Here is a 21,355-nt window from a genome sequence, read left to right as displayed (position 1 = left end):
GGGCATACATCGTGGCCAACCTATTTAAAAAGAAATCCGTTACGCAATTGTTAGGGGAAAGTAAAAGTAAAACTTTAACGAAAACGCTAGGGGCATTTGACCTAACAATGCTAGGGATTGGTGCGATAATTGGTACAGGAGTACTAGTATTAACAGGATTAGTAGCAGCAAGAGATGCTGGTCCAGCAGTTATCTTTTCATTCATGATTGCAGCAATTGTTTGTGGATTTGCAGCATTATGTTATGCAGAAGTTGCATCTACACTTCCGGTTTCAGGTAGTGTGTACACATATTCATATGCGACAATTGGTGAGTTTATTGCCCATCTAATGGGATGGACATTACTATCTGTATATGTCGTAACAACTGCTGCAGTAGCAGGTGGATGGACAGGTTATTTTAATAACTTAGTGAGTGGATTCGGATTAGAAATTCCAACAGAGTTGTTAAAGATTCCATCACAAGGTGGGATCGTGAATTTACCAGCAGTAGTCATTACATTAGTTTTAACTTGGTTACTATCAAGAGGTACGAAAGAAAGTAAGCGTGTGAATAACATAATGGTATTAATTAAAATTGGTATTGTTATTTTATTCATTGCAGTTGGTGCGTTCTACGTACAACCAGAAAACTGGACACCATTTGCACCATACGGTATTAGCGGAATCTTTGCCGGCGGAGCAGCAGTATTCTTTGCTTTCTTAGGATTTGATGCATTAGCAACTTCTGCTGAAGAAGTAAAAAATCCACAACGTGATTTACCGATTGGTATTATTGCTTCGTTAGTTATTTGTACAATTATTTATGTTGTAGTATGTCTCGTTATGACAGGTATGGTTTCTTATAAAGAATTAGATGTACCAGAAGCTATGGCATATGTGTTAGAAGTTGTAGGACAAGATAAAGTAGCAGGTGTAATCGCAGTTGGAGCTGTAATTGGTATTATGGCTGTAATCTTTGCTTACATTTATGCAACGACACGTGTATTCTTCGCGATGAGCCGTGATGGTTTATTACCAAAATCATTTGCGAAAATTAATAAAAAGACAGAAGCACCAGTATTTTCAACTTGGTTAACAGGTATTGGTAGTGCTTTAATTGCTGGATTTATCGATTTAAAAGAATTGTCGAATTTAGCGAATATTGGAGCATTGTTAACATTTGCGATGGTAGGTGTGTCAGTTATTATTCTTCGTAAAACACATCCGAACTTAAAACGTGGCTTTATGGTACCACTTGTACCAACGCTACCGCTTATTTCAATCGCATGTTGTCTATTCTTAATGTTTAACCTACCATTAACAACATGGATCTACTTCGGTATTTGGTTAGCAATTGGAGTAGTTGTATACTTTGTTTATTCGAAAAAACATAGTCATTTAAAAGACGATGGAAGTTCGCAGGATAATTTAGAACAAGCTAATTAAAAGCTTGGTTAAAAGGGATATAAGTATAGTAAGCCTTGTGCGTCTAGGGAACGCGCAAGGTTTTTTCTTTTGTGCAAAGTGTATATTCTTTTTGTATGAGAATGTAATGGATGCGGAAAATATGTGTAGATCTTTTTTAAATGTGAACGAAATGTTCAAAAAAATGTATGAGATTTCATTGACACATATGAATAGACGCTCATATAATAAAGGTATAATATATATGAATGATTGTTCATATGTTCAGGTAAAGAGGTGAGCTATAATGGCTGGAAATAAAGTAGAAACACCACAAGAGACATGTTCTCAAACGATAATTCATGAAGAAGTTGTTGATCAAGTAAAACAAACAATTCCAACGGATGAAAGTTTAAGTAAAGTAGCAGAATTATTTAAAGTATTAGGCGATCGTACACGTACGAGAATATTACATGCGTTATTTGAAGCTGAAATGTGTGTTTGTGATTTAGCGTATTTATTAGGAATGACACAATCATCTATTTCACATCAGCTTCGTGTGTTAAAGCAAGCGAAACTTGTAAAGAATCGTAAAGAAGGAAAGGTCGTTTATTATTCGTTAGCTGACCAACACGTAATTCATATCTTCGAGCAAGCGTTTGAACACGTAAACGAGGAAGAATAAATAGAACGCGAGGAGGGAGAACGATGGCTGAAGCATTAGTGAAAAAGAAACTGATGTTAGAAGGTTTAGATTGTGCGAACTGTGCAATGAAAATTGAAAAAGGTGTTGGAAATATAGAAGGAGTAAATTCTTGCTCTGTAAATTTCGCGACAAAAACAATGGTTTTAGAAACAGCGCAAAATAAAGAAAGCGAAGTTGTTACAGAAGCAAAACAACTCGTTACAAAATTAGAACCGCACATTAAAGTGCAAGAAGAAAAAAACACAAAAATGGCAAAAGAAGTGTTTATATTAGAAGGTTTAGATTGCGCAAATTGTGCGATGAAGATTGAAAATAAAGTTAAGGAAATGCCGACGGTTTCAGCAGCAACTGTTGATTTCGTATCAAAGAAATTACGAGTTGAAGTAGCGAATAAAAGGGAACTAGAAGCGACTGTAGCTAATATAACAAATGTCGTTCAAAAGTTAGAACCAGATGTGAAAGTTGTTCGTGAAGAAAAGGGTGGTCATGACCATGGACATAGTCACGATCATGGTGAAGCAAATGTGAAAAAGATGGTAGGACGATTAGTGGTCGGCGGAATTTTGACAGCAATTGCTGCATTAGCTGGCTTACCACAAATGATCACAATTCCGTTATTCGTCCTTGCGTATGTATTAATCGGTGGGGATATCGTTTGGAGAGCAGTAAGAAACATAACTCGTGGCCAAGTGTTTGATGAGAACTTCTTAATGGCAATTGCAACACTAGGAGCTTTCGTAATTCAACAATACCCAGAAGCGGTTGCAGTAATGTTATTCTATCAAGTAGGAGAATTATTCCAAAGTATTGCGGTAAACCGTTCTCGAAAATCAATTACTTCATTAATGGATATTCGTCCTGATTACGCGAATGTAAAGGTTGGGAATGAAACGAAACAAGTATCACCAGAAGATGTACAAATCGGCGATTATATTATCGTGAAACCTGGTGAGAAAGTACCGTTAGACGGAAAAGTAGTTGAAGGAACATCAATGGTAGATACTTCAGCATTGACTGGTGAATCTGTACCACGTGAAGTTGAAATTGGAAATGATGTATTAAGTGGTTTTGTGAACCAAAATGGTGTATTAACAATTGAAGTTACAAAAGAATTTGGTGAATCAACTGTATCAAAAATTTTAGATTTAGTTCAAAATGCAAGCAGTAAAAAAGCGCCAACAGAAAACTTTATTACGAAGTTCGCGCGTTACTACACTCCAGTTGTAGTAATTACAGCAGCGATCATGGCGTTTATTCCACCACTTATTTTAGAAGGAGCTACATTCTCGGATTGGATTTATAGAGCTTTAGTGTTCTTAGTAATCTCTTGTCCATGTGCGTTAGTTGTATCTATTCCTCTTGGATTCTTTGGAGGTATCGGTGGCGCATCTAAAAGTGGTGTGTTAGTAAAAGGAAGTAACTATTTAGAAGCTTTAAATGATGTGAAATATATTGTTTTTGATAAAACAGGCACATTAACAAAAGGTGTCTTCAAAGTTACAAAAATGGAACCAAGCGAAGGCATTACAAATGAAGAATTATTAGAGTATGCAGCATTTGCTGAAGTGTATTCTAACCATCCAATTGCACAATCGATTCGAAATGCATATGGAAAATCAGTTGATGAAAAAATAATCGATGATTATAACGAAATTTCTGGTCACGGTACAGTCGTAAAAGTACAAGGAAAAGAAATTTTTGCAGGTAATGCTAAATTAATGAGAAAAGAGAACATTACATTTAAGCAACCAGAAACAGTAGGTACATTAGTTCACGTTGCTGTAGATGGAAAATATGCAGGTTATATTGTTATCTCTGATGAGGTAAAAGAAGATTCAAAACAAGCAATTCAAAAGTTAAAAGAACTAGGCATTAAGAAGACAGTCATGTTAACTGGTGATGCAAAACCAGTTGGTGAAGCTGTTGGTAAAGAATTAGGTTTAGATGAAGTTCACGCAGAACTATTACCGCAACAAAAAGTAGAAGAGATTGAAAAAATTGATGCAGCGAAGCATGGAAAAGAAAAAGTTGCTTTCGTTGGTGATGGTATTAATGATACACCGGTATTAGCAAGAGCCGATGTTGGTATTGCAATGGGTGGTTTAGGATCAGATGCAGCAATTGAAGCAGCAGATATCGTTATTATGACTGATGAGCCTTCAAAAATTGCAACAGCTGTAAACATTGCAAAACGTACACGACGCATTGTGTGGCAAAATATTATCTTTGCATTAGGAGTAAAAGGATTAGTTTTATTACTTGGTGCTTTCGGTATTGCAACAATGTGGGAAGCTGTTTTCTCAGATGTTGGTGTGACACTACTGGCAGTATTAAATGCAATGCGTGTACTACGAGTGAAAGATTTATAAAGTGAAACTTTAATCAGTGGGGGGGGCTTTATCCCCCACTGATTATTAGTTGAACCAATCGGGCTTTTACGGGCAGTTGATCCCCCATCTAACGCCTTTGCTTTCGCTGAATTTTGAGGTGGGGGGTCTTACTGCCCGTTAATGCGGGATAAAAAAGAGGACGCAACCTGCGTCCTCCTTTTTTAGGTTATTCTGTTGAAATTGACTCAATAAAATAATAACAAATATTATTTTAAAAATAAATAACGTAATATTGAAATTTACAAATAAAAAATATTTGTCTTGTTATTTTAATATATTTTTTACAAAGATATATAGCATTGAAAAAACAGAGAAGGAGCAGCTTCTCTGTTTTATTTTTGTATATTTTTTTCAACTTGTTCTCGAACAGTTTGAATGTAATTCATTTTATGATCCCAGCATTCTTGACTTAAATCGACAGGGTATTCTTCAGGATTTAAAGTTCGCATATATTCTTCCCAAAATAGTGCGAGACTTTGTTCATTATATTTTTGAATATCTAATATGCCTGGTAGTTCATATGTTCTTTCACCGTTAACGAAAATGTCTTTATGCAGTTCGCGTGCTTCAAAGTTGGTTACAAATTTACTTATATACGTGTGAACAGGATGAAACATTTTTAGGCGCTCTTCTTTTCCTGGTTCTTCACAATCTAATGCAATATAATCGCCTTCAGCATGATCGTTCACTCGATTGATAATGCGATAAATTCGTTTCAGTCCTGGAGTAGTAATTTTTTCAGGATTAGATGAAATTTTAATTGTATCATTTAATTTTCCATCAGTATCTTCAATCGCAACGAGTTTATAAACAGCTCCTAAAGCGGGTTGCTCAAAGGATGTAATCAATTTTGTTCCAACGCCCCATACATCAATTTTTGCTCCTTGAGATTTTAAGTGCATAATTGTGTATTCATCTAAATCGCTAGAAGCAATAATTTTTGTATGTGTAAAGCCAGCTTCATCTAGTAGTTTTCTTGCCTTTTTAGATAAATAAGCCATATCACCACTATCGAGGCGAATTCCGTAAAAATCGATGCGATCCCCGAACTCTTTCGCCACGCGAATTGCATTTGGAACACCAGATTTTAATGTGTCATATGTATCAACGAGAAAGACGCATTTTTTATGAGTTTCAGCGTATTTCTTAAACGCAACATATTCATCACGGTATGCTTGAACGAAAGAGTGTGCATGTGTGCCGGCTACAGGTATTCCGAAGCGTTTCCCAGCCCGTACGTTACTCGTAGATGAGAAACCACCGATAAAGGCAGCACGTGTACCCCAAAGGGCTGCATCGAACTCGTGGGCACGTCTTGTGCCGAATTCTAAAAGTTCATCGTTATTTGCAGCGTGCTTCATACGAGCTGCTTTCGTTGCAATTAATGTTTGGTAATTCACAATGTTTAACAGGGCGGTTTCAATAATTTGTGCTTCGCCGAGCGGTGCATCGACACGTAATAAAGGCTCGTTATTAAATACAACTTCACCTTCTTGCATACTTCGAATCGTCCCAGTGAATTTCATATTTTGTAAATACTGAAGAAATTCTTCTTCAAATTGTAATTCTGCTAAATAAGCGATATCGCTTTCGGTAAAGCTGAAGTTTTCTATGTACTCTACAATTTTTTCAAGACCAGCAAAAACAGCATAACCATTCTCGAATGGAAGTTTTCGAAAGTATAAATCAAACACCGAGCGGCGGTTATGAATACCATCTTTCCAATATGTATAAGCCATATTAATTTGATATAAATCTGTATGTAAGGCATAGCTATCGTCTTTATAATAAGTCATCGCGAAAACACCTCCATAATTTGGTTATAGTATACCAATTTTTCACGGCTCGTAGCAAAGAATGGATATGAAAGTATAGTCAAGAGGGAAAAAAATGAAATATTGCATATTTTTTAGAAAATTAACATTTATCAATTTATATTTCTCAAGATTTTATGTATTATTAAAGTAATGGGGGTAAATGAGAATGGAGGAGGACAATGCAACAAACATTAGAAAAAATAGGCAAACAAGTCTTTTATAAGCGGCTACAGCAAAAAATGACACAAGAAGAATTATGTCAGGGCATTTGTTCTGTCTCATACTTAAGTAAAATCGAAAATGGAAAGATCGAAGCATCAGAAGAGATTCTACAATTGCTCTGCGCAAGATTAGAAATTGCCGTGACGGATTTGAGAGATGTAGAAGAAGATGTGAAGGGGAAGCTGGATGAATGGCTGAATGCACTAATTCGTTTGGAGAAGGCACAGGTTGAACGTATCTATAATGAATTGCAAGAAGATATGCAACATGTTTTAGATTTTGAAATCATAAATTATTATAAACTACTTAATATACGTTATTTACTGATGAAAAGAGATTTGCCAGTAATCGCAGAAGAATTAGAGAGGCTTAAGAAGGCATATAAGAAATTCTCACCTTTTCAGAAGTTGTTGTATACGTATAGTAAAGGATTATTATGCTGTTTACAATATAAGTGGAAACAGGGATTAAGTTATTTATTAGAGACAGAAGCTATGGCAAAAGATCTAGGATATCATGAGACAGGAATTTATTATAATATTGCTCTTACTTATAGTCATTTGGAAATTCAACATCTTACGTTACACTTTGCAAATATTGCACTAGAAGCATTTAGAAATGAGTATAAATTTCGGAATGTGATAAACTGTCAAATTCTTATTGCATTAAGTTATGCGGAACAAGGGCAATATGAAGAAGCTCTAGCAATGTATGAGAGCATACTGCGGGAATCAGAGGCTTTTGCGGATAAAGACGTTCTAAAGGCTATTACTTTAAGTAATATTGGGAATATACACTATAAAAAGAAAAAATATAATCAAGCAAAAGATTATTATTTAGAGAGTTTACAACTTCAAAAACAAATAGATTTAAATTATATAGACACATTATATGAAATGGCATTAGCTTGTATTAAATTAGAGCAGTTTGAAGAAGCAAGAGAATGGATTGATAAAGGTATTGTTGCTGCCAAACGTGAAGAGAGATTTAATACAAAATTATATTTACTGCTCATGCTTCGTAATAAGTATTTTGAAGAGGCGCGAGAGTATAAACAATTTTTGGAATTAGAAGCTATTCCGTTTTATAAATCAGCAGGTAATAAAATAGAACTGAAGAAAGTATATATGGAGCTTGCGGAATATTTTTCTAAATCACTAAACTTTGAGCAAAGTAATCACTACTATAAGCTAGTTATTGAAATGTTAGAAAGTCATAAGGAGGATGAAAAATGAAAAAAGCATTAGCTGGAATTTTAGCAGTTGCAGTAGTACTTACAATTGTCGGTGGAGTACAGTATACGAGTAAACCAGATACTTACGGATTAGATTCTAGTGTATCACAAACTGTAAATGTATAATATTAAAAAACCCTTTCCAACCGGAAAGGGGTTTTTCAATATTTGTTCCCCAAAATTCTACAATACTTGAGAAAAAAATTATTTGAATTTTTAGTATATTAATAGTGAAAACATAATGCTAATATGAAACTACTCTTTTTCAAAAAATAATTTATTAGGGGGAAGGTTCATGAAAAAGAAAAGTTTAGCATTAGTGTTAGCGACAGGAATGGCAGTTACTACGTTTGGGGGGACAGGCTCTGCGTTTGCAGATTCTAAAAATGTACTCTCTACGAAGAAGTACAATGAGACAGTACAGTCACCGGAGTTTATTTCTGGTGATCTAACTGAAGCAACTGGTAAGAAAGCAGAATCTGTTGTGTTTGATTACTTAAACGCGGCAAAAGGTGATTATAAGTTAGGGGAAAAGAGTGCGCAAGATTCTTTCAAAGTGAAACAAGTGAAGAAAGATGCTGTAACTGATTCAACGGTAGTACGTTTGCAACAAGTATACGAAGGAGTACCTGTATGGGGTTCTACTCAAGTAGCTCATGTGAGTAAAGATGGCTCTTTAAAAGTATTGTCTGGAACAGTTGCGGCTGATTTAGACAAAAAAGACAAGCTGAAAAATAAAAATAAGATTGAAAGCGCAAAAGCAATTGAAATTGCGCAAAAAGATTTAGGGATTACACCTAAATATGAGGTAGAACCAAAAGCGGACTTATATGTATATCAAAACGGTGAAGATACAACATACGCATATGTTGTGAATTTAAACTTCTTAGATCCAAGTCCAGGAAACTACTACTATTTCATTGAGGCAGAAAGCGGTAAAGTATTAAATAAGTTTAATACAATTGATCATGTGACAAATGATGATAAGTCACCAGTTAAACAAGAGGCTCCTAAGCAAGATGCAAAAGCAGTTGTAAAGCCTGTAACAGGAACAAATAAAGTAGGAACTGGTAAAGGGGTATTAGGAGATACGAAGTCGCTTAATACAACATTATCTGGATCATCTTACTATTTACAAGATAATACACGCGGAGCAACAATTTTCACATATGATGCGAAAAACCGCTCAACATTACCAGGAACGTTATGGGCGGATGCTGATAATGTTTTCAATGCAGCGTATGATGCAGCAGCAGTAGATGCTCATTACTATGCAGGTAAAACATATGATTACTATAAAGCTACATTTAATAGAAATTCTATTAATGATGCAGGAGCACCGTTAAAATCAACAGTTCATTACGGAAGTAATTATAATAATGCATTCTGGAACGGATCGCAAATGGTATACGGAGATGGTGATGGTGTAACATTCACTTCATTATCTGGTGGTATTGATGTTATTGGTCACGAATTAACACATGCAGTTACGGAAAATAGTTCTAATTTAATTTATCAAAATGAATCAGGTGCGTTAAATGAAGCAATTTCTGATATCTTTGGTACATTAGTAGAATTCTATGATAACCGTAATCCAGATTGGGAGATTGGGGAAGATATTTACACGCCTGGCAAACCTGGAGATGCGCTTCGCTCTATGAGTGATCCAACGAAATACGGTGATCCAGACCATTATTCTAAGCGTTACACAGGTTCAAGTGATAACGGTGGCGTTCATACAAACAGTGGCATTATTAATAAACAAGCTTATTTATTAGCAAATGGCGGTACACATTACGGTGTAACTGTGAATGGTATCGGAAAAGATAAATTAGGTGCAATTTACTACCGTGCAAACACACAATATTTCACGCAATCTACTACATTTAGCCAAGCTCGTGCTGGTGCAGTACAAGCTGCAGCTGACTTATATGGTGCGAATTCTGCAGAAGTAGCAGCAGTTAAACAATCATTTAGTGCTGTTGGTATCAACTAAGGCTTTAGAGGATAGCTATTAATAAAATACCTCAAAAATAAAGAAGGAGCATAGGCTCCTTCTTTATTTTTTTCTCCATTTTTTCCACAAATAATACAACCCAATGCAACCTGCGATTGTTACAATCCACTTCGCTTCATTTGTGCCATTCATGACATGGTATGCAGAATATACCTCGATTAACAATGCCGGTATTTTACCTATTGTACTGGCAATACTGAAGGATAGTAATGACATTTTGCCTAGAGCTGCAAATAAAGTCACGATACTAGACGGAATGAAAGGAATGAGGCGGAACGATAGGACGAGTAGAAAGGCCTCTCTACCTTCTACATAAAGTAGGCGTTCTACCTTTGGATACTTATTTACTTTGCTGTGAGTGAATTTCTGAAGACCTATACGATAAATATAAAACGAGATAATAGCCCCTAATGCCTCACCAGCGATCGAAATAATAGTTCCATTTGTTACACCAAAGAGCTGTATGTTAATAGCGGTCAAAAAAATACTAGGGATAACGCCTAAAAGACTAATGACTATGTTGATTAAGATGCTAAGTGGAATTGCGATTGAATAATAGTCTGTTAAGAAGTTTTGAATTGTTTCAGCCATTGTTTAAAATCCTTTATCTTTTTTTGCATTACACCATATTTCCATTGTATAGGCAAGTGCAAATTTACATAATGTAGAAAACGTTGATAAAACACCATTCATATACCTTATATAGGTATTGGGTATGTATAATAAGGGGTATATTTTAATAAATTAAAAAACACCAAATAAACCCTTTAATTAAAGGGTTTATTTGGTGTTTTTATAGGTGTTTAAACTTGGGAAATAATTATAAAAACATAGGGGTATATTTATAAAAGGTCAAAAATAGCGGTTTTATGAAAAATAGATGAGGAATTTGAAAAATGTGTATGTTTTTTCGGTGTGAAATTGACTTTTAGTGAAGTTACGATAATAATCATGAAAGAGGTGATATGATGAAACGAATAAGTAGTCTTTTCGTGAGTAGTTTATTGGCACTCATGCTGATCTTAAGTGGATGTGCAGGAAAAGAACAAAAAACAGAGAAACAAACAGGGAATCAATCGGCATCAGTAGAAAAAATTAGTGATAATATTTTAGATGAAATGGAAGGGCCACCTAAAAATGGTCACACGATTGAAAGACATGTAGGCAAATCAGAAGAAGATTTGAAGAATCGCTTGAAGACAGATAAAGTATCAGCAGCAAGTACATACTATGACAAGGAAACGGCAACGAAAGCTGTAAAAGATAGTTTGAAGCAGCATGATAAGGAAATTCAAGATTGGTTAAAAAATTCTAAAGAGGCTCGTCTCGTATTAAATACAACACATTCATTCCCGGTTGGAAAAACGGTAATAAAGAAAAATATGAATGTAAAAGACAAGTTAGTCAAAACTGTTACTGTTTTAGCGAGAGATAAGTCAGGAGATTTAGGATATAAGATCATTACTTCTTATCCATCTGATAAATAAGAAGGGGGAGTAAATATGTATACGACATTACAATATTTTTTCAAAGCGTATTGTACGTTAAGTATCCATGAGGATGAAGTAGTAGGCGTGATGGAAGAGTTTATAGAGCAAGAGGACGAAGAAAGTGTTTTGAAATTACGCGATGAATTATTATATATGAAGAAAAAGGATGCTTGGGAAGAGGCGTGCGTATTAGCTGCGAAGCAAGGAAATCGTATGTGGTCGTTAGAAGAAACGAAAGACCATCTTACAACCTTTTTAGTATTATTGCAAAAGAAAAAGGCGTGACTTATTCACGCCTTTTCTTTTTGGAATTTGTTCGTTTAATAGTGTCTTATTGTTTTGGAGCGCTTTTATATACGCTTTTTGAAATTTGCCCATTAGATATTACTTCACCGTTTTGTGTAACTTTTTTATATGTAACTGCTGTTATTTTATCATTAGTTCTACTAATTACTTGAGAAGAAACTTCAACATTTTTACCAGTATTTGTGCCGAAAATACGTGTAGTAATACTACCTCCATTTGAAAATGCTTGAATATAAATATGATTGCCTGTATTGTTTTTAAATTTTAAATCTGGACCATAATCTGCTACTGCTGCATCTTGCCCAAGTGGTAAATAATTTACGGGCATAGAATGGTTGCTTCGAGAAACAATTCCTAAATCTGCTCTTAAAGCTGCGCTATATAAAGTACTACTCACTTGGCAAACGCCTCCGCCTGCACTTTGTATAACTTTCCCCTGTGAATATACAGCTGCGGATTTATAACCATGAGCAGCATCCGTTACGCCAACGCGGCCATTAAAACTAAATGTTTCATCAGGTGCGACAATCACTCCACTTAAAGTATTAGCTGACTTATTTACGTTAAAGGATTGATTCCCATTACGACCAGCCATTGGAGTTGAATATTCAGCAATTACTTCTTTAATCCCCATTTTCTGTATATCTTCTGTAGAACGTTCAGGCTTTAATAGTGTAACGGGTAATGTAACGTCAGATGTGCCAGAAGTAATGGCTTGCTGCGTTAAATCAGTTAACTTTTCTTTATCAATTTTTTCTCCATTTTGGCTCTGGCTAATATTTACTGTAGTGCCTTCAATACTCAATTCAGCATTAACGGGATTTTTTAATGTTTCATTATATTTATCCTTCATAAAGCTTTTATAAGCAGTTGTATTTAATTGAGGTGTTAATTTATAGTCACGTTTTAATTCACCGTTCTCAGCTTGTTTCCGCATTTTGTAACGATTTATTGCGTTGCCTTCTTGTTCTTTAAAGATTTTGTCGATAATATCTTTTTCTTTATAATTTATCCCTAAATCTTTCCATGTGTAAGTTTGTTTATCGTTTTGGAATATGTACGTAAGTGATTTTTGATCTAATTCAGTGATTTTTTGATTAATAATAGCTTGAATATCTTTTTTATTTTTTCCATCGAGAGAAATACCTTCAAATGTAGTATTGGGTAATGCAGTAGTATCTAATTGATTATTTAGTTTGGATACATATTGATATCCGCCAACACCGCCAACACAAAGTAATATGCCTCCAGCAATTGCAGAACCGATCAGTATTTTACTTAGCTTCATTTATTTCCCCCCAGAAATTTTTGTATAAATATATGTATTACATTTTTTGTATAAAAATGATGAAAATAACATTATGTACGTACTAGTATACTATTATTTTCACTATGTGTGTAATGTTTTTATAAAAAATGTTACACTGTTGTAATAATTGTCTCTTTTTGTCACAATGTGTACGAAAAATATGTTGAAAATTATAATAAAAAGGCTGTCTAGAAAGTTCTAGCAGCCTTTTTATTATAATTTTTTATGTTCATTTTTATTCGTAACACCGAGATGTTCTTGTAGTGTTGTCGAAATCGTATTGACGCTTTTTTCGTTTGGAACGTAATAATAAATACCACCTATATATTTATCAGTACCTTCTACTTGCATTTTGTCCATTTTTAAATTGGAATCCATTGAATTTTTTGCAATTGTCATCATATCATCAAAAGTTAAATTTGTTTTTAAGTCTTTATCGACAGCGTCTAATAGACCACCGATCTTATTAATGGAATTAAGTGATAGTGCTTTTTGAGCGATAGCTTCTAAAACAAGCTGTTGTCGTTGACCGCGCATATAATCACTATCGATATGACGAGTTCTTGCTAGTGCCAGTGCTTCCTCTCCATTTAAATGTTGACGTCCCTTTTTAAGGTGAACTGCATCTGCTTCATCTTTACTATTTTGTTCTGTGAACTCCACTGGAACATCTACAGTAATCCCACCAAGGGAATCAACAATTTTGATAAAGGATTTAAAGTTGAATTTTACATAGTAGTCAACTGGAACATCTAAAAAGTTCTCTACCGTATCAATCGTGCTATCTACACCACCGAATACGTGCGCATGTGTAATTTTATCGTATTTATCACGTGATTTAATGTATACACGTGAATCACGTGGAATACTGACAAGCTTAACAGATTTATCGTTTTTATTAATTGTGGCAAGTAATAGTGCATCTGTACGAGTTGCTTTTCCGTAATTTTTGTCCCTGATTTCACTTTCATCAACCCCCATAATGAGTACAGAAATGTTATCAGTCATAGGTTTAACGGCTTTTTCACGTTTGCTGGATTTATCCCCACGGCCCAGTTCAGAATAGGCATTACTTAACACAGACTTTGCTTTACTGTATATATGGAAGGAATAGCCTCCGGCTCCAAGTGCTACAACCAGTAATGGAATAAGCAGGAACCAAAGTAGGCGTTTTTTCTTTGAGCGTCCTTTTTTGGCTCGAGTATCTTTGTTCATATCGGATTTCATCATTTTTTCTCCTTTAAAACTATCAAAGTATATACATCTAGAAGCGCATTCAAACACATAAAAAATATTGTACGCTAAATAAAAGCGATTGTACATGTATAAAAAATAGATGTCTTGATTATTTATAAAGACATCTATTCGTTATTGTATACAAAAGATAGGGAGAAGAAAATGATAAAATTTTACCTAATTACAACATAATGCTTACGATAATTGCAGATAAAATGCTAACGAGAGTTGCTCCGTATAGTAATTTAAGGCCAAATCTGGCAACGACGTTTCCTTGTTCTTCGTTTAATCCTTTTACCGCACCTGAAATAATGCCGATAGAAGAAAAGTTGGCAAAAGAGACGAGGAAGACAGAAATAATACCAACTGTACGAGGAGAAAGGCTATTAGAAATTTTACTAAGATCCATCATGGCTACAAATTCATTCGTTACAAGCTTCGTTGCCATAATGCTACCAGCTGTGACAATTTCAGTACTTGGTACACCGATAAGAAACGCAATTGGTGCAAAGACGTAGCCGATTAATTGCTGGAAAGTAATGCCGAATATAATGAGGAATAGATCATTAATGCAGCTAATTAATGCGACGAATCCGATAAGCATAGCACCGACAACGATAGCTACTCGAAAGCCATCTAGAATGTACTCTCCAAGCATTTCAAAAAAGCTTTGCTTTTCGCCTTTTATTTCTAAAATATCTTCGTCATCCCTCACGTCGTAAGGGTTAATGATAAGTACGATAATAAAGCCGCTAAATAAATTGAGAACGAGTGCGGTTACTACATATTTAGGTTCGATCATAGTCATATAGGCACCTACGATAGACATAGATACAGTTGACATGGCAGATGCACAAAGTGTATAAAGACGGTGTTTTGGAATTTGAGCTAATTGTTTTTTGACCGTAATAAAAACTTCTGATTGGCCGACAATGGCAGATGCGATAGCATTGTAAGACTCTAATTTCCCAAGACCATTTATTTTGCTAAGGAAGTAACCAATCCAACGAATGAAAAATGGTAGTATTTTGAAATGTTGCAATATACCAATTAAGACGGAAATGAAGACAATTGGTAATAAGACAGTAAGGAAAAATGGCATTTCACCTTTATTGGCAAGGCCGCCAAATACGAAGTTTATACCATCAGCAGCATACTCGAGTAGCTTTGTAAACAGACTAGAAATGACCCGAATAAGTATGAGGCCAAATTCTGTATTTAATAATAAATAGGTTAAAATTAACTGTATAATAAGCATGATGAAAATAGGTTTCAATTTAATATGTTTCTTATTGTTACTAGCAATATAAGCAAGGAAGAAAACAACGATAAGTCCTACGAAAAAAGTAATAAATTTCATAGTAAGCCCCCTAATAGAGATATTCTGCTATATATGTTTTTCATTTCAAGGGAGAATATGCATCTTTGGTAAAGAAAGGAATAGAGAGAGTATGAATATATGTAGAATACACCACGTTGCAATTATTTGTTCAAATTATGATGTGTCAAAAGATTTTTATAAGAGGATATTAGGTTTTAAAGAGGTAAATGAGGTATATAGAAAGGAACGAGATTCTTATAAGTTAGATTTATGTGTAGGGGGAGAGTATCAAATTGAATTATTTTCATTCCCAAGTCCGCCTGAGCGCCCAAGTTTTCCAGAAGCGTCTGGACTTAGACATTTAGCATTTGCTGTTACAAATATAGAAGAGGCTGTAAACCATTTAAACGAATGTGGTATTGAGACTGAGTCGATACGTATTGATGAAATAACCGGAAAAAAATTTGTTTTTTTCCAAGATCCGGATGGTCTACCTTTAGAATTGTATGAGGTTTGAAATTGGTGAATTTTATATAGGGTTGCTTTTGAGTAAATGAAGAAACTAAAGTGAAACTTCTTTTTTAAAGGAGGTGTCACTTTAGCTAAGAAAGCTAAAGGATATATGTGGATATTTTAAAATTACTGATGGTAGTCATTCTTATTGCATTAACAGGTTTTTTTGTAGCTGTTGAGTTTGCAATTATTAAGGTGCGTAGCAGTCGTATTGACCAACTCGTTAGTGAGAAACGACGAGGAGCATTGGCAGCAAAAAAAGTAACTTCAAATTTAGATGAATATTTATCAGCATGTCAGTTAGGTATTACAATTACCGCTTTAGGGCTTGGGTGGTTAGGCGAGCCGACTATAAAACATTTACTTGAGCCGTTGTTTTTAAAACTACACCTATCTTCTGCAATTGCAAGTACCGTTTCATTTATTATTGCTTTTGCAGTTATTACGTTTTTACATGTTGTTATTGGTGAACTTGCTCCTAAGACGTTCGCCATACAAAGAGCAGAGCAAGTTAGCTTATTATTATCGAAGCCACTTATTTACTTTTACAGAGTAATGTATCCGTTTATTTGGGCTTTAAATGGTTCTGCAAGGCTTGTAACAGGACTATTTGGGTTACATCCAGCTTCTGAGCATGAAGTTGCTCATTCGGAAGAAGAATTACGATTAATCTTATCTGAGAGTTATGAGAGCGGGGAGATTAATCAAAGGGAATTTAAATATGTAAATAATATTTTTGAATTTGATAATAGAGTAGCAAAGGAAATTATGGTGCCTCGTACGGAAGTTGTAGGTTTATATGAGGACGAACCATTTGAAACACATATTAAAATAATCGCACAAGAAAAATATACAAGGTATCCTGTATTTGGTGAAGATAAAGATGAAATCATTGGAATGGTTAATGTAAAGGATTTATTTATTCGTTATATGGATGGTAATCGGGACGAGGAGTGCTCGATTATGCCATATACAAGGCCGGTCATTGAAGTGTTAGAAAATATTCCAATTCATGATTTACTATTACAAATGCAAAGAAAACACATTCCATTAGCTGTGTTGTATGATGAATATGGTGGTACAGCTGGGATTGTTACATTAGAAGATATTTTAGAAGAAATTGTTGGAGAAATTCGAGATGAATACGATGAAGATGAACATCCGCCTATAGAGCATATAAGTGAAGGGTGTAAAATTGTAGAGGGGAAAGTGCTTATTAGTGAAGTAAATGATTTATTTGGCATCCACTTAATCGCTGATGATGTAGATACAATTGGTGGCTGGATTATGGTACAAAAGCAAGTCGTTGCTGAAGGAGATATTATTGAAAAACACGGCTTTTCTTTTAAAGTTCTAGAAAAAGATATGCATCAAATTAAACGAGTGGAAATAAAGAAGGGAGAAGAATGATTTTCTATAAAAGATATATATAGAAAATTAAATGTTTGCGCTTTCAAAAAAGGTGCTATATAGTGAAGGTGGACACTGAAAAATTCTTCTGAATGATACTCGTATTTTTAGAGGGCGAATTTTTTAAATAGGGATTTAGAATGAAAAGTATAGGTGATGAAAATGATAGCAACGAAGGATATACGTATAGAAAAAGATTTTTTAGGTGAAAAGGAAGTACCAAGTAGAGCTTATTACGGTGTACAAACATTACGTGCGGTAGAAAACTTCCCGATTACAGGGTATCGCATTCATCCGTCACTCATTACGGCAATGGCAATTGTGAAAAAAGCGGCGGCACTTGCAAATATGGATACTGGTTACTTAGCGAAAGACATTGGACACGAAATTGCAGAGGCAGCACAAGAAATTGTTGATGGGAAATTTCATGATCAATTTATTGTAGATCCAATTCAGGGCGGTGCTGGAACTTCTATTAATATGAATACAAATGAAGTAATCGCTAATCGAGCGTTAGAACGTATGGGATATGAAAAAGGCGAGTATGCAAAAATTAGCCCAAATACGCATGTAAACATGGCTCAGTCAACGAATGATGCGTTTCCAACGGGAATTCATATTGCAACTCTTATGATGTTAGAAGAACTTCTTATTACAATGGAAGAACTTCATGCTGCTTTCCTTGCAAAAGCAAAAGAGTTCGATCACGTCATTAAAATGGGACGTACGCATTTACAAGATGCTGTTCCGATTCGTCTTGGACAAGAATTTGAAGCGTATAGCAGAGTGCTTGCGCGTGATATAAAAAGAATTAAACAATCTCGCCAACATTTATATGAAGTGAATATGGGGGCGACAGCTGTTGGTACGGGATTAAATGCAAACCCTACCTATATTGAACAAGTGGTTAAACACTTACGAACATTTAGCGGATTCCCACTTGTTGGTGCAGAGCATTTAGTTGATGCAACACAAAATACAGATGCATACACAGAAGTATCTGCAGCATTAAAAGTATGTATGATGAATATGTCTAAAATTGCGAACGACCTTCGTATTATGGCATCTGGTCCACGTGTTGGATTGGCGGAAATTCAATTACCAGCGCGTCAACCAGGTTCATCTATTATGCCAGGTAAAGTAAATCCTGTTATGGCAGAAGTAATTAATCAAGTCGCTTTCCAAGTAATTGGTAATGATCATACAATTTGCTTAGCGTCAGAAGCAGGACAACTGGAGCTCAACGTAATGGAGCCTGTGCTTGTATTTAATTTAATTCAATCTATCAGTATTATGAATAACGGATTCCGTGTATTCCGTGAATATTGTATTAAAGGAATTACAGCAAATGAAGAACTGCTGAAGCAATATGTTGAGAAAAGTGTTGGAATTATTACAGCAGTTAACCCTCATATTGGTTATGAAGCAGCGTCACGTATTGCACGTGAAGCAATTGAAACAGGAAAATCTGTTCGGGAGTTATGTTTAGAACATGGTGTACTGACAGAAGAAGAATTGGATATTATTTTAGATCCATTCGAAATGACGCATCCCGAAATTGCTGGTGCTTCTTTACTAAAGAATAAGAAGATGTAATGTGAAAAAACACCTCCATTGAATTTACATACGTAGTATGCAAATTCAGGAGGTGTTTTTATATCACTATTCAAATTTACTTTATGTTGAGAGGGGGGAGTTATATAAGACGAACAGCAATATAACAATACAAAACTTCTTATAAAAAGACGTTTTTGAATGGATTAAAGAACTACTTTAATGGAGGATGTTTTAGCATGCTTAATTCTTCAGCAGTTAACCTATTTCCACCCCAAGCTTTCTCTTTAATATAATCTGGGTCATTAAGGTAAGCGGAGAAAGTTACTTTCCCATCTTGATAATGATATACATAGTGAATGTTTTCTTTTTCATCATTTACGTACGTAAACAAGTTGTATCCGCCGCGCTTATAATCTTTTTTAAAATCGACGTATTTTAATTGCTTTTCTGTAATTCCTTGTTTGGATATATAGTTATAAATACTTTTTTTCGCTTGTTCTTTAGTAAATAAAATGTATACAGTAACTAAAACGATAGGAATTAGAATTGAGATTAATATAATCAATTTTTTGTTCAATCTTCCTTCCCTCCTAAATTTAACCATTAAAATGATTTATTAAGAAATTGAAAAAAGGAAAAGTCCCGATTTGTAACGGGACTTTTTCCTTCTTTATTATCACTTATTTTAATTTTTAAAAGATATTAAATACAGCGTTTAATTGAAGTAAGCTAATGATAGCTAAGAAGATTAAACTGTATTTCATTGCTGTTTTAAATAGGGCAGATTCTTTACCAACTAGTCCAACTGCTGCACAAGCAACTGCTACAGATTGTGGTGAAACCATTTTTGCCATTGTACCACCTACTACGTTTAATGCAACAAGAGTAGAAGGAACGATGTTTAATTGATCTGCAGTTACTGCTTGAAGCGGTGCGAATAATGAACCACTTGATACTACTGAACCTGTAATGAATACGCCAATCCATCCTAAGATTGGAGAAAGAATTGGGAATGCATTACCAGTAGAAGAGAATGCAAGTCCAAGTGTAGATGACATACCAGAGTAGTTTTCCACGTAAGCTAAAGCGATAACACTACAGATTGTATACACTGGAGCTTTTAGTTCTTTTATTGTTTCAACCATTAATTCTTTAACCATTTTACCTTTTACGCGGTACACGATAAGTGAAACGATAATTGCTAATACGATTGCAGTAGTTGTAGATGAGAATACATCAAATTTGAAAACCGCTGCGAAAGGTGTATCAGCTTTTGTAATTGGTGTAGTTTTCATAACAGCGTTATGAAGACCAGGGAATTGAATGTTAAATACTAGGTTTGCTAGTGCGCCATCCGGAGCAAATAAAGCTTTAATTGGTTTTAAATTAAAGATTGTTACAAATGCAGTTAAGAATACGAATGGAGACCAAGCATATAAAATTTGATTGAATGTATGAGATTCTTTTTCTTCTTGTTTTTCTTCTTTAGCAGAAGATTTTGGCTGCCAAACACGTAAGAATAATGCAAGAGAGATCATACTTACAACGGCTGCGAAAATATTAGTAAGTTCTGCACCTAAGAAGTAAGTTACAACGAACTGAGTAATTGCGAAAGAAATACCACTTACAAGAATACCTTGCCAAGTCTCTTTAATACCTTTAATTCCATCGACCATTGAAACAAGTAAGAAAGGTAATACAATACTAATGAATGGTAGAATAAGAACAGTTTGACGACCGATAGTTAATGCATCTAATTCAGTTAATTGTGCTGGTACTGTAACTGGGATACCCATAGCACCCATAGCACCACCAGCGATGTTTGCTACTAAACAAATACCTGCTGCTTTTAATGGATTAAAGCCCATACCTACAAGTAGTGCAGCTGTAATAGCAACTGGAACCCCTAGACCAGCTGCGCCTTCTAAGAAAGCACCGAAAGAATAAGCGATTAATAATACTTGTAAACGTTGATCATTTGTAATGCTTGAAATACTATCACGAATGATGTTGAATTGCTCTGTTTTAACAGTTAATTTGTAAAGGAAAATTGCTGCGATAACGATAGTACAAATTGGGTAAAATCCGGATAAAATACCGAATCCGGCAGATGCTACAGCTACTGTTGCTGGCATTTTATAAACGAATATAGCAAGAATAATAGCGACAATCACACTGTAAAGCCCAGCGATATAACTTTTCATTTTCAGTCCCATTAAACAAATGATGAAGCAAAAAATTGGAAGTGCTGCGATTAGAGCAGATAACCAAATATTGTTTAATGGGTCATAAATTTGTGTCCAAGTACTCATAATAATGACAACTCCTATCTATTTTATGTGAAGAAATTCACATTATTTGTGAAACTATTCACAATCAACTTACATGCTTAGTATATTCTCCTTCAACACTATTGTCAACGTAAAAAAGTATAATTATTCC

At 34.8% G+C, this 21,355-nt stretch carries 18 protein-coding genes; 11 read left to right on the top strand and 7 right to left on the bottom strand.

Annotated elements, in window-relative coordinates; all coding sequences use genetic code 11:
- Positions 1 to 11 precede the first annotated feature (11 nt).
- From LMD38_RS23105 to LMD38_RS23095, 3 genes are all read left to right on the top strand, one after another.
- A complete protein-coding gene (locus LMD38_RS23105; RefSeq protein ID WP_001284877.1) occupies positions 12 to 1,427 on the top strand; it encodes an amino acid permease in 1,416 nt (471 codons plus the stop codon).
- A 265-nt stretch (positions 1,428 to 1,692) separates the two neighbouring features.
- The gene (locus tag LMD38_RS23100) at positions 1,693 to 2,070 is read left to right on the top strand and encodes an ArsR/SmtB family transcription factor (protein WP_000918377.1); all 378 of its coding nucleotides are present in this window, start codon (positions 1,693 to 1,695) and stop codon (positions 2,068 to 2,070) included.
- Positions 2,071 to 2,093: 23 nt separating this feature from the next.
- The gene (locus LMD38_RS23095) at positions 2,094 to 4,460 is read left to right on the top strand and encodes a heavy metal translocating P-type ATPase (protein WP_062821323.1); all 2,367 of its coding nucleotides are present in this window, start codon (positions 2,094 to 2,096) and stop codon (positions 4,458 to 4,460) included.
- Between the two features lie 353 nt (positions 4,461 to 4,813).
- Here LMD38_RS23095 and LMD38_RS23090 read toward each other — a convergent pair whose 3' ends face one another.
- On the bottom strand, positions 4,814 to 6,277 hold the full coding sequence (locus LMD38_RS23090) for a nicotinate phosphoribosyltransferase (RefSeq protein WP_016716431.1): 1,464 nt from the start codon (positions 6,275 to 6,277) through the stop codon (positions 4,814 to 4,816).
- A gap of 200 nt (positions 6,278 to 6,477) precedes the next feature.
- Here LMD38_RS23090 and LMD38_RS23085 point away from each other — a divergent pair, with 200 nt between their 5' ends.
- From LMD38_RS23085 to LMD38_RS23075, 3 genes are all read left to right on the top strand, one after another.
- Positions 6,478 to 7,755, top strand: a complete 1,278-nt coding sequence (locus LMD38_RS23085; RefSeq protein ID WP_001187924.1) for a tetratricopeptide repeat protein — start codon at positions 6,478 to 6,480, stop codon at positions 7,753 to 7,755.
- Entirely contained in the window at positions 7,752 to 7,880 is a 129-nt protein-coding gene (locus LMD38_RS23080) for an NprX family peptide pheromone (RefSeq protein WP_000709401.1), read from the top strand. Before LMD38_RS23085 ends, LMD38_RS23080 begins: the two co-directional genes overlap by 4 nt.
- A 169-nt stretch (positions 7,881 to 8,049) precedes the next feature.
- Complete coding sequence (locus LMD38_RS23075) at positions 8,050 to 9,750, top strand: M4 family metallopeptidase (protein ID WP_016716433.1); 1,701 nt, start codon at positions 8,050 to 8,052, stop codon at positions 9,748 to 9,750.
- A gap of 63 nt (positions 9,751 to 9,813) precedes the next feature.
- Here LMD38_RS23075 and LMD38_RS23070 read toward each other — a convergent pair whose 3' ends face one another.
- Positions 9,814 to 10,362, bottom strand: a complete 549-nt coding sequence (locus LMD38_RS23070) for a TVP38/TMEM64 family protein (protein ID WP_000852208.1) — start codon at positions 10,360 to 10,362, stop codon at positions 9,814 to 9,816.
- A 377-nt stretch (positions 10,363 to 10,739) separates the two neighbouring features.
- On the opposite strand from LMD38_RS23070, the gene LMD38_RS23065 reads away from it, so the two are divergent.
- Together LMD38_RS23065 and LMD38_RS23060 are read left to right on the top strand one after the other, a co-directional pair.
- Positions 10,740 to 11,258 carry an RNase A-like domain-containing lipoprotein gene (locus LMD38_RS23065; RefSeq protein WP_000822717.1) on the top strand — a complete coding sequence of 173 codons (519 nt, stop codon included), beginning with the start codon at positions 10,740 to 10,742 and terminating at the stop codon, positions 11,256 to 11,258.
- Positions 11,259 to 11,273: 15 nt separating this feature from the next.
- Positions 11,274 to 11,546 carry a hypothetical protein gene (locus LMD38_RS23060; protein ID WP_062821473.1) on the top strand — a complete coding sequence of 91 codons (273 nt, stop codon included), beginning with the start codon at positions 11,274 to 11,276 and terminating at the stop codon, positions 11,544 to 11,546.
- A 46-nt stretch (positions 11,547 to 11,592) separates the two neighbouring features.
- Here the strand turns inward: LMD38_RS23060 and LMD38_RS23055 are convergent, their stop codons facing one another.
- From LMD38_RS23055 to LMD38_RS23045, 3 genes are all read right to left on the bottom strand, one after another.
- Positions 11,593 to 12,855 carry a VanW family protein gene (locus LMD38_RS23055; protein ID WP_016716435.1) on the bottom strand — a complete coding sequence of 421 codons (1,263 nt, stop codon included), beginning with the start codon at positions 12,853 to 12,855 and terminating at the stop codon, positions 11,593 to 11,595.
- A gap of 234 nt (positions 12,856 to 13,089) precedes the next feature.
- Positions 13,090 to 14,106, bottom strand: a complete 1,017-nt coding sequence (locus tag LMD38_RS23050; protein ID WP_014893323.1) for an LCP family protein — start codon at positions 14,104 to 14,106, stop codon at positions 13,090 to 13,092.
- A gap of 187 nt (positions 14,107 to 14,293) precedes the next feature.
- Positions 14,294 to 15,472 (bottom strand): NupC/NupG family nucleoside CNT transporter, encoded by a 1,179-nt coding sequence (locus LMD38_RS23045; RefSeq protein ID WP_000668861.1) that lies wholly within the window; start codon positions 15,470 to 15,472, stop codon positions 14,294 to 14,296.
- A gap of 91 nt (positions 15,473 to 15,563) precedes the next feature.
- Here LMD38_RS23045 and gloA2 point away from each other — a divergent pair, with 91 nt between their 5' ends.
- From gloA2 to aspA, 3 genes are all read left to right on the top strand, one after another.
- Positions 15,564 to 15,950, top strand: coding sequence for an SMU1112c/YaeR family gloxylase I-like metalloprotein (gene gloA2 / locus LMD38_RS23040; protein WP_014893322.1), 387 nt, complete (start codon positions 15,564 to 15,566; stop codon positions 15,948 to 15,950).
- Between the two features lie 107 nt (positions 15,951 to 16,057).
- A complete protein-coding gene (locus LMD38_RS23035) occupies positions 16,058 to 17,356 on the top strand; it encodes a hemolysin family protein (protein ID WP_000353306.1) in 1,299 nt (432 codons plus the stop codon).
- A gap of 162 nt (positions 17,357 to 17,518) precedes the next feature.
- Positions 17,519 to 18,952, top strand: coding sequence for an aspartate ammonia-lyase (aspA, locus tag LMD38_RS23030; RefSeq protein WP_000562153.1), 1,434 nt, complete (start codon positions 17,519 to 17,521; stop codon positions 18,950 to 18,952).
- A gap of 172 nt (positions 18,953 to 19,124) precedes the next feature.
- Here the strand turns inward: aspA and LMD38_RS23025 are convergent, their stop codons facing one another.
- Positions 19,125 to 19,490 carry a DUF3139 domain-containing protein gene (locus LMD38_RS23025; protein WP_001035535.1) on the bottom strand — a complete coding sequence of 122 codons (366 nt, stop codon included), beginning with the start codon at positions 19,488 to 19,490 and terminating at the stop codon, positions 19,125 to 19,127.
- A gap of 115 nt (positions 19,491 to 19,605) precedes the next feature.
- Entirely contained in the window at positions 19,606 to 21,225 is a 1,620-nt protein-coding gene (locus LMD38_RS23020) for an L-lactate permease (RefSeq protein ID WP_016716437.1), read from the bottom strand.
- Positions 21,226 to 21,355: the final 130 nt, after the last annotated feature.

Source organism: Bacillus pacificus, from assembly GCF_020861345.1.
Classification (GTDB): domain Bacteria; phylum Bacillota; class Bacilli; order Bacillales; family Bacillaceae_G; genus Bacillus_A; species Bacillus_A pacificus.
This window is presented reverse-complemented; position numbering and strand designations above follow the sequence as displayed.